At 61.6% G+C, this 7,324-nt stretch carries 10 protein-coding genes; 9 read left to right on the top strand and 1 reads right to left on the bottom strand.

The genetic code is table 11. From position 1 onward, the window contains the following. Window positions 1-173: 173 nt before the first annotated feature. The gene (gene pyrE / locus AC0L3D_RS14525) at window positions 174-752 is read left to right on the top strand and encodes an orotate phosphoribosyltransferase (protein WP_023800770.1); all 579 of its coding nucleotides are present in this window, start codon (window positions 174-176) and stop codon (window positions 750-752) included. 109 nt (window positions 753-861) lie between these two features. Next, window positions 862-1,242: a VOC family protein gene (locus AC0L3D_RS14520; protein ID WP_128171003.1), complete on the top strand. Its 381-nt coding sequence runs from the start codon at window positions 862-864 to the stop codon at window positions 1,240-1,242. Window positions 1,243-1,356: 114 nt separating this feature from the next. Here AC0L3D_RS14520 and AC0L3D_RS14515 read toward each other — a convergent pair whose 3' ends face one another. After that, a complete protein-coding gene (locus AC0L3D_RS14515) occupies window positions 1,357-1,860 on the bottom strand; it encodes a MarR family winged helix-turn-helix transcriptional regulator (protein WP_473477502.1) in 504 nt (167 codons plus the stop codon). Between the two features lie 83 nt (window positions 1,861-1,943). On the opposite strand from AC0L3D_RS14515, the gene AC0L3D_RS14510 reads away from it, so the two are divergent. The 7 genes from AC0L3D_RS14510 (at window position 1,944) to AC0L3D_RS14480 (ending at window position 7,290) form a co-directional block, all read left to right on the top strand. Further along, window positions 1,944-2,489 (top strand): DUF417 family protein, encoded by a 546-nt coding sequence (locus AC0L3D_RS14510; RefSeq protein ID WP_128171001.1) that lies wholly within the window; start codon window positions 1,944-1,946, stop codon window positions 2,487-2,489. Between the two features lie 3 nt (window positions 2,490-2,492). Beyond that, a complete protein-coding gene (locus AC0L3D_RS14505; RefSeq protein ID WP_128171000.1) occupies window positions 2,493-3,062 on the top strand; it encodes a putative glycolipid-binding domain-containing protein in 570 nt (189 codons plus the stop codon). A gap of 364 nt (window positions 3,063-3,426) precedes the next feature. Next, on the top strand, window positions 3,427-3,828 hold the full coding sequence (acpS, locus tag AC0L3D_RS14500; protein WP_473644734.1) for a holo-ACP synthase: 402 nt from the start codon (window positions 3,427-3,429) through the stop codon (window positions 3,826-3,828). Between the two features lie 89 nt (window positions 3,829-3,917). Continuing rightward, window positions 3,918-4,667 carry a signal peptidase I gene (lepB, locus tag AC0L3D_RS14495; RefSeq protein WP_287285314.1) on the top strand — a complete coding sequence of 250 codons (750 nt, stop codon included), beginning with the start codon at window positions 3,918-3,920 and terminating at the stop codon, window positions 4,665-4,667. Window positions 4,668-4,670: 3 nt separating this feature from the next. Continuing rightward, window positions 4,671-5,396: a ribonuclease III gene (rnc, locus tag AC0L3D_RS14490; protein WP_473644732.1), complete on the top strand. Its 726-nt coding sequence runs from the start codon at window positions 4,671-4,673 to the stop codon at window positions 5,394-5,396. After that, window positions 5,393-6,325 carry a GTPase Era gene (gene era / locus AC0L3D_RS14485; RefSeq protein ID WP_473477340.1) on the top strand — a complete coding sequence of 311 codons (933 nt, stop codon included), beginning with the start codon at window positions 5,393-5,395 and terminating at the stop codon, window positions 6,323-6,325. Before rnc ends, era begins: the two co-directional genes overlap by 4 nt. 41 nt (window positions 6,326-6,366) lie before the next feature. After that, the gene (locus tag AC0L3D_RS14480) at window positions 6,367-7,290 is read left to right on the top strand and encodes an aminoglycoside phosphotransferase family protein (RefSeq protein WP_473644730.1); all 924 of its coding nucleotides are present in this window, start codon (window positions 6,367-6,369) and stop codon (window positions 7,288-7,290) included. Window positions 7,291-7,324: the final 34 nt, after the last annotated feature.

Genomic DNA, 7,324 nt, shown 5'->3' with positions numbered 1-7,324 from the left:
TAGTGAATAGTGAATAGTGAATAGTGAATAGTGAATAGTGAATAGTGAATAGTGAATAGTGAATAGTGAATAGTGAAAGAAGGGTGCTCTCACTGCCGACTACCGACTACCGACTACCGACTACCGACTACCGACTATTCACTATTCACTATTCACCATGGACGGAGCGAACAATGAACACCGACGAAGTGCTGGGCGTTTTCCGTGAGGCCGGTGCCGTTCTCGAGGGGCATTTCATCCTGACTTCGGGCTTGCGTAGCCCGGTCTTCCTGCAGAAGGCGCGGGTCTTCATGCATGCCGACAAGACCGAGCGCCTGTGCAAGGCGCTGGCCCAAAAAATCCGCGCTGCTGTGTCCGGCAGGATCGATTACGTCGTCGGCCCGGCGATCGGCGGGCTGATCCCGGCTTACGAGACCTCGCGCCATCTTGGCGCACCGGCGATCTGGGTCGAGCGGGAAGCGGGCGAGTTCAGGCTCCGCCGCTTCGAGATCGCCAGCGGGTCGCGCGTCGTCATCGTCGAGGACATCGTCACCACCGGCCTGTCGATCCGCGAGACCATCGACTGCCTGCGCGCGCTTGGCGCCGAGGTGGTTGCCGCTGCCTGCATCATCGACCGCTCGGCCGGCAAGACCGATGTCGGCGTGCCGCTGATCGCGCTCGCCGAATATGAGGTTCCGGCCTACCCGGCCGACAGGCTGCCGCCCGAGCTTGCCGCCATACCGCCTGTCAAGCCGGGCAGCCGCAACATTTAAGGCATGTCGCCTAAAAGCATGCCTTGGGCTTGAACCGCGGCTTGAACCGAGGGTGCGTAGCGGTTTTGGGACACGACCTGCTAAAACAAACATTAACTGAGGCGCTACCGTGATTACCGGCATCGATCATTTCGTGCTGACCGTTCGCTCCGTCGAAGACACCTGCGCCTTCTATCAGCGCGTGCTCGGCTTCAAGCGCCTCGACGAGCCGGACCGGCCGACGGCGCTGCTGTTTGGAACGCAAAAGATCAATGTGCATGAGGCAGGCCACACTTTCGAGCCGAAGGCCAAGGCGCCAACGCCAGGCTCCGCGGATTTTTGCCTGGTCGCCGCGCGCCCGCTCTCGGAGATATGTGCCAGCCTGGCTGCCAATGGCGTGGCGATAGAAGTCGGGCCGGTCGAGCGGATCGGAGCCCTTGGCCCGATGATGTCCGTCTATTTCCGCGATCCGGACGGCAATCTCGTCGAGATCAGCTGGTACAACAGGTAACCGGAATTTCGGCGCGAACGAGCGCATCGGCAAGTCGGCTTGCGGGCAACCGTGTTCACGCCTGCCGCAGCCATCGTCCAGGTGCGACGCGCTTTAGTTTGCCAAAGCCACAGCTCAGGCCAGTTCCGCTTCCACAGGGCAGTCGAGGCAAGCGGTATAGTTGCAGAGCCGGCAAATACGGTATGCATGGTCCTCGGTGCTGACGAGCCCACGCAACAGCTTGGCGGCAAGATTACCGAATTCCTGCAACTCCTCCTGACTTAGAACAGCGAGCGCTGACGCGAGCCCTTTCTGGCGAGCAGAAAGAATAGCACTGCAGGTCGTCTCGCCCAGAGGAGTGAGCCTTAGCGCTACCGCGCGATGGTCGTCAGGCGCCGAGAACCGAGCCGCCAATCCATCCGCGACCAGTCGATCGACCAGTCTGACGGTGCCCGAATGGGACAGTGACAATGCGCGGCGCAGCCTCTCGATCGACAGGCCCGGTACGTGGCCAATGAGGGTGATCGCGGAAGCCGCCGGGCCGGGCTCCGGTGCTTTGGCCTGAGCGTCCCGCTGCAACGTGTCCGCAAAGGCGAGCGCTAGAGCGCCAATCACATTTTCAATCCTGGAATCGGTCATCGCCAAAAAATATATGCTCGGAGCATATACATCAAGGTCGAATTATTATATGCTTGGAGCATACAAATCGAAAGGAGAAGGCCATGTTTACCTCTGCAACCGCCAACGCTCCGTTCGTGGCGCGCATCAATCAAGCTGGCTACCACCTTGCTGCCGTCGGTCGCGCGGTAACCCTTTTGGGGGTGGTGCTTCCTCTGCTGTTGATCGGCATTTTGAAATTTACTGCAATCGAGATCGAGGCGCTTAGGCCATTCGTCGAGAATACGCCTTGGCTGGCATGGCTCTATCCCGCATTCGGATTTGCGGGAGCCTCCTACTTCCTGGGCGTGGTCGAACTGGTCACAGCGCTTCTGCTGATAGCATCTGTCCGCAGCGTTTGGGCCGGCCTCGTGGGGGGTGCCATCGGCTCAGTCATCTTCGCGCTGACATCCTCGACAATGCTCACCCTGCCGATCTGGGAAACGGGCTCCGGAGGGTTTCCCTTCCTCAACGGGTTAGGTGCCTTTCTGATCAAGGATGTCGCCTTGCTCGGAGTGAGCCTGGTCATATTGGGGAGCAGCCTTCAGCAACTCGTATCCGACCTCGGCCGAAAAATTGATCGTGGTGATGAACAACGCATCGAGAGGTGAGAGATGTCTCTACTCGCTATCTGGCGCAGGACGGACGAACCAGGGCACGATGTCGTGCAGCTAAAGCAGACAGACCTCGGCTGGCACTTGAATGGAGCCGCTGTATACCTGTCGGATGCGGGCCCGGCACGTTTGGACTACGCTGTGCAACTGGCCGAAGATTGGACGACCAAATCCGGCAGCGTTCGCGGGTTCATCGGTTCCCAGTCAGTTGATCTCACAATAATCCGCAACGAGACCGGCTGGACTGTCAATGGGCAGCGGCAGCCGGCGGTTCAGTCGATGGTGGATCTGGACTACAGCTTTACGCCGGCGACGAACCTACAACAAATTCGCAGAATGAACCTGAAGGTCGGCGACAAGGCGGATTTTCCGGTGGCCTGGCTGGTGGCTGGCGTCTCGAGTTTGGTTGTTCTGCCGCAAACCTACCATCGTGTGAGTGAGACCGAGTACATCTACGAGGCTCCCACAGTGCCATACCGTGCTACGCTGCTCATTCCCGAGGCTGGCTTTGCTCAAGATTACCCCGACGGCTGGGTTTTCGAGACCGGCAACGCCGGCCGCGCAGTATAGGATTGCGGCTGAAGCTTGGCGCTCGCAAGCTGACATCCATGCAACTTGCTGCTTCGGGGCAAGGCGAACCCGTCGCATTTGGTTACCTCCTGTGGCAGACCATCGCGGCAGCGATTCGTTGTCTTGGGACTTGGGTGTCGCTATATCGAAGCCATGATTGCCTTCCGGCGTGCTTGAAGACCCGCTACCGGGTGGCCGGGGCCGGCGTATTGGATCAGGACGGGGACAGAGTGCTTTTTCGACGCCGCAAGCCTGATGGTCTTCTCGAGCGGGTGCGCACCTACGTATGGCCACGCCGCTCTTTCTCGCGCTCCATGCGCCTGACGAACAGAGCTGGAACGGCCGGACGGGAAGTTCCCGCTCAATGATCATTGGCATCGGCAGCGACCTGATCGATATCAGACGCATCGAAAAATCGTTGGAGCGCCATGGCCAGCGCTTCATCCAGCGTATCTACACCGAGGTCGAACAGGCCCGCTCCGAAAACCGCGGCGCCCGCGCCGCCTCTTATGCCAAGCGTTTTGCTGCCAAGGAGGCCTGCGCCAAGGCGCTGGGCACCGGTATGGCGCAAGGGGTGTTCTGGCGCGACATGGGCGTCGTCAATCTGGCCAGCGGCAAGCCGACCATGGCGTTGACCGGCGGGGCGGCGGCGCAACTGGACAAGATCCTGCCTGAAGGGCACAGGGCCGCGATCCACCTCACCATCACCGATGATTTTCCGCTTGCTCAAGCCTTTGTGATAATCGAGGCGGTGCCCGTCGAATAAGCGCCATATTGATCGCATCTGACCACCGGCATGACGTTGCCCAGCGCGCGCCGAGACTCTATACCAACCAACGCATAATCGAGGACGACATGAGCGTGGCTGAAAAATCCCAGAAGAAATCCGGCGGGCTTGGCGAAACCGTCAGCGTCATCGTCCAGGCGCTGTTGCTCGCTCTGGTCATCCGCACGCTTCTTTTCCAGCCATTTTCTATACCGTCCGGGTCGATGCGGCCGACCTTGCTCGAAGGCGACTATCTCTTCGTCACCAAATGGTCCTATGGCTTCTCGCGCTATTCGCTGCCGTTCGGGCCGGATCTGTTTTCGGGCCGCATCTGGGGCGCCGAGCCGAAGCGCGGCGACGTGGCGGTGTTCAAGTTCCCGCCGGACCCCTCCGTCGACTACATCAAGCGCGTCGTCGGCCTGCCGGGCGACAAGATTCAGGTCAAGGATGGCCAGCTCTTCATCAATGGCGCCGGCGTGCAGCGCCAGAAGGTCGGGCAGATCGACAATCGCGACATCACCGAGGAGAGCGGGCCGGTCGACGTCTATCGCGAGACGTTGCCGAATGGCGTCAGCTATGACACGCTCGACCTGATACCCAACTCGATCGGTGACAACACCCAGGAATTCGACGTGCCGCCCGGCCACTACTTCATGATGGGCGACAACAGAGACAATTCCTCGGACAGCCGCTTCACCGTCGGTTTCGTGCCCGACGAGAACCTGGTCGGTCGCGCCAACCTCATCTTCTTCTCGATCGGTGGCAGCGCCAGCCCGCTCGAAATCTGGAAATGGCCGTCGCAGATGCGCGCGTCGCGCCTGCTCCATTTCGTCAAATAGGTCATGGTGGCGACAAAACGGCTGACCGTCGACGCGCTCGCCGAAGCGCTCATGCAGCGCACCGGCCACGCCTTTGCCGATCGACAGCGCTTGCAGCGCGCGCTGACCCATGCCAGTGCCCGCAGCAGCCATGCCGGCATCGACTATGAGCGTTTCGAATTCCTGGGCGACCGCGTCCTCGGCCTGGTCGTCGCCGACATGCTGCTCGCGGCGTATCCTGATGCTGCCGAAGGTGAGCTGTCGCTCCGGCTCAACGCGCTGGTCAATGCCGAGGTGCTGGCGGAGATCGCCGAGGAGATCGGCCTGCCGGAGCTGATCCGTGCCGGCTCGGACGTACGCGGCCTGGACGGGCGCAAACGCGTCAATCTGCGGGCTGATGCGCTGGAATCGCTGATCGCCGTGCTCTATCTCGACGGCGGGCTGGAGGCGGCCCGCGCCTTCATCCACAAATACTGGCGGCCGCGCTCGCAGGCCATCGGTGCCGCCCGCCGCGATGCCAAGACCGAACTGCAGGAATGGGCGCATCAGGCGGCAGGCGCCGTGCCGGTCTACATAATTGACAGCCGCGAGGGACCGGACCACGATCCGCTGTTCACTGTCAGCGTCAAGGTCGGCGCCTATCCGCCGGCGAGCGGCAGCGGGCGCTCCAAGCGCGAGGCCGAGCAAACCGCCGCGACTGCACTGCTGTTGCGCGAAGGCGTCTGGCTGAATAAGGGGAGCGCGGCATGACCGCCACCGAAGACGTCCCGCCGGCAACAGAAGCCGCCACCACGCATTCCGGCTTCGTCGCGCTGATCGGCGCGCCCAATGCGGGGAAATCGACGCTGGTCAACCAACTGGTCGGCGCCAAGGTGTCGATCGTCACCCACAAGGTGCAGACGACGCGCGCCATCGTGCGCGGCATCGCCATCCACAACAACGCACAGATCGTCTTCGTCGACACGCCGGGCATCTTCAAGCCGAAGCGGCGGTTGGACACGGCGATGGTGACGACCGCCTGGGGTGGCGCCAAGGACGCCGACATCGTGCTGCTGCTGATCGACGCCGAGCGCGGCATCAGGGGCGACGCCGACGCGATCCTCGAACGGCTGAAGGATGTCCGCCAGCCGATGGTGCTGATCCTCAACAAGGTCGACCGGGTCAAGCCCGAGGCGCTGCTGGCCCTGTCCGCGGCAGCGAATGAAAGAGTGCCCTTCAAGCGCACCTTCATGGTCTCGGCGCTGACCGGGTCGGGCTGCAAGGACCTGCTCGACTATCTCTCGGAAACCCTGCCTGCCGGCCCCTGGTATTACCCGGAAGACCAGATCTCCGACCTGCCGATGCGTCAGCTGGCGGCCGAGATCACTCGCGAAAAGCTCTATCTCAGGCTGCATCAGGAACTGCCCTATTCCTCCCATATCGAGACCGAGAAATGGGAAGAGAAGAAGGACGGCTCGGTGCGCATCGACCAGACCATCTATGTCGAGCGTGACAGCCAGAAGAAGATCGTGCTCGGCCACAAGGGCGAGACGATCCGTGCCATCGGCCAGGCGGCGCGCATGGAGATATCCGGTATCCTCGAACAGAAGGTGCATCTTTTCCTGTTCGTCAAGGTGCGCGAGAACTGGGGCGACGACCCCGAGCGCTATCGCGAGATGGGGCTGGAGTTTCCGCATTAGAGCATGTTCCCGAAAATGGGAGCCGGTTTTCGGAAAAGATCATGCTCGAACCAGAAGTCACTATCGACACAGCCCTCGTGAGCCGGTTGGTCGCCACGCAATTTCCCCGATGGAAGGATCTTGCTGTCCGGCCGGTTGCATCAGGCGGATGCGACAACAGGACCTTTCATCTCGGAGACCATATGCTGGTGAGGCTGCCGAGTGCGGCGGCCTATGCCTTGCAGGTCGAAAAGGAACATCGCTGGCTGCCAAGGCTTGCGCCTCTGCTGCCGCTGCCTGTCCCTGTCCCGCTGGCGATGGGAGCCCCGGTCGATGACTATCCCTGGCATTGGTCCGTCTACCGCTGGATCGAAGGCGAGACGGCGACGCTGGAGCGTATTGCCAGCCTGCCGCAATTCGCGGCCGGCCTGGCCCAGTTCCTGGTCGCCCTGCAACGGATCGATCCCGCCGGTGGACCGGCGCCAGGGCAGCACAATTTTTTTCGCGGCGGACCACTGAGCGTCTATGACGGTGAGACCCGGCAAGCAATTGCAACCCTCGACGGCAAGATCGACACGGTCGCCGCGAGCGCGGTGTGGGAAGCGGCGCTTGCCGCGACATGGCACGGCGCGCCCGTCTGGTTCCACGGCGACGTCAGTTGGGGAAACCTGTTGGTCAGGCAAGGTGCTTTGAGCGCCGTGATCGACTTCGGAACTTCAGGCGTGGGCGATCCTTCGTGCGACTTGGCGATTGCGTGGACGCTCTTGGAAGGGAAAAGCCGAGAGGTGTTTCGCGCCGGGCTTCAGGCCGATGAGGCAACCTGGGCGCGAGGCCGTGGCTGGACGCTATGGAAAGCGCTGATTACGGTCGCCGGCCATATAGACATCAATCCAATTGAGGTTGAAAAGTCGCGACGCGTGATCGATGAAGTGCTTGCCGATCACCTCCGCGCGGATCGCCGCGGAGGGCACCCACACAGCGCCTGAAAAACTTGATTTCGCCACCGAAGCGATGACAAGC

It is taken from the genome of Mesorhizobium sp. WSM4837, assembly GCF_055811435.1.
The sequence above is the reverse complement of the archived record's forward strand: the minus strand, read 5'-3'. Positions and strand labels throughout refer to the sequence as shown.

What these genes read in the sequence shown, in the direction of transcription:
- lepB (WP_287285314.1), top strand. Translation starts at nt 3,918, where the DNA reads ATGAGCGTGGCTGAAAAATCCCAGAAGAAATCCGGCGGGCTTGGCGAA.
- rnc (WP_473644732.1), top strand. Translation starts at nt 4,671, where the DNA reads ATGGTGGCGACAAAACGGCTGACCGTCGACGCGCTCGCCGAAGCGCTC.
- pyrE (WP_023800770.1), top strand. Translation starts at nt 174, where the DNA reads ATGAACACCGACGAAGTGCTGGGCGTTTTCCGTGAGGCCGGTGCCGTT.
- era (WP_473477340.1), top strand. Translation starts at nt 5,393, where the DNA reads ATGACCGCCACCGAAGACGTCCCGCCGGCAACAGAAGCCGCCACCACG.
- AC0L3D_RS14505 (WP_128171000.1), top strand. Translation starts at nt 2,493, where the DNA reads ATGTCTCTACTCGCTATCTGGCGCAGGACGGACGAACCAGGGCACGAT.
- AC0L3D_RS14515 (WP_473477502.1), bottom strand. Translation starts at nt 1,860, where the DNA reads ATGACCGATTCCAGGATTGAAAATGTGATTGGCGCTCTAGCGCTCGCC.
- AC0L3D_RS14480 (WP_473644730.1), top strand. Translation starts at nt 6,367, where the DNA reads ATGCTCGAACCAGAAGTCACTATCGACACAGCCCTCGTGAGCCGGTTG.
- AC0L3D_RS14510 (WP_128171001.1), top strand. Translation starts at nt 1,944, where the DNA reads ATGTTTACCTCTGCAACCGCCAACGCTCCGTTCGTGGCGCGCATCAAT.
- acpS (WP_473644734.1), top strand. Translation starts at nt 3,427, where the DNA reads ATGATCATTGGCATCGGCAGCGACCTGATCGATATCAGACGCATCGAA.